1 protein-coding gene is annotated in these 350 nt (G+C 70.0%); it reads right to left on the bottom strand.

Annotated elements, in window-relative coordinates; all coding sequences use genetic code 11:
* Positions 1-328, bottom strand: a 328-nt coding sequence (locus FLQ44_RS02850) for a protein-disulfide reductase DsbD domain-containing protein (RefSeq protein ID WP_276607825.1), incomplete at its 3' end; no start/stop codon positions are given.
* Between the last annotated feature and the right edge of the window lie 22 nt (positions 329-350).

Genomic DNA, 350 nt, shown 5'->3' with positions numbered 1-350 from the left:
CAGCGCGTACGCCGTCGAGCCGCGCGACCAGCTCGCCGCGGTAGGTTTCGACATCGCCGAAGAAGTCGTCGGTGTAGGGGGTGCCGGGCGGCATTGCCAGCTCGCCGGCCGAGAGGCCTTCGCCGTCAGCTTCGGCGCCGGTGCGGTGGCGATACAGGTAATAACCCTCGGCGATCTGCCAGCGCAGCTCGACGGATTCGGCGTCCAGCGCGCGCGCTTCCAGGCGGAAGGCGTCGTCGATGGGCAGCAGTTCGGAGTCGTCGATGGCGGGGGCGATGCGGCTGGCAACAAGCAGCAGCAGGCCGGCGAGGCGGAGGATCAGGGGCATGGGATTCGCGTCGGAGCAGGGC

This window comes from Vogesella mureinivorans (assembly GCF_007644035.1).
Taxonomy (GTDB): Bacteria; Pseudomonadota; Gammaproteobacteria; order Burkholderiales; family Chromobacteriaceae; genus Vogesella; species Vogesella mureinivorans.
This window is presented reverse-complemented; position numbering and strand designations above follow the sequence as displayed.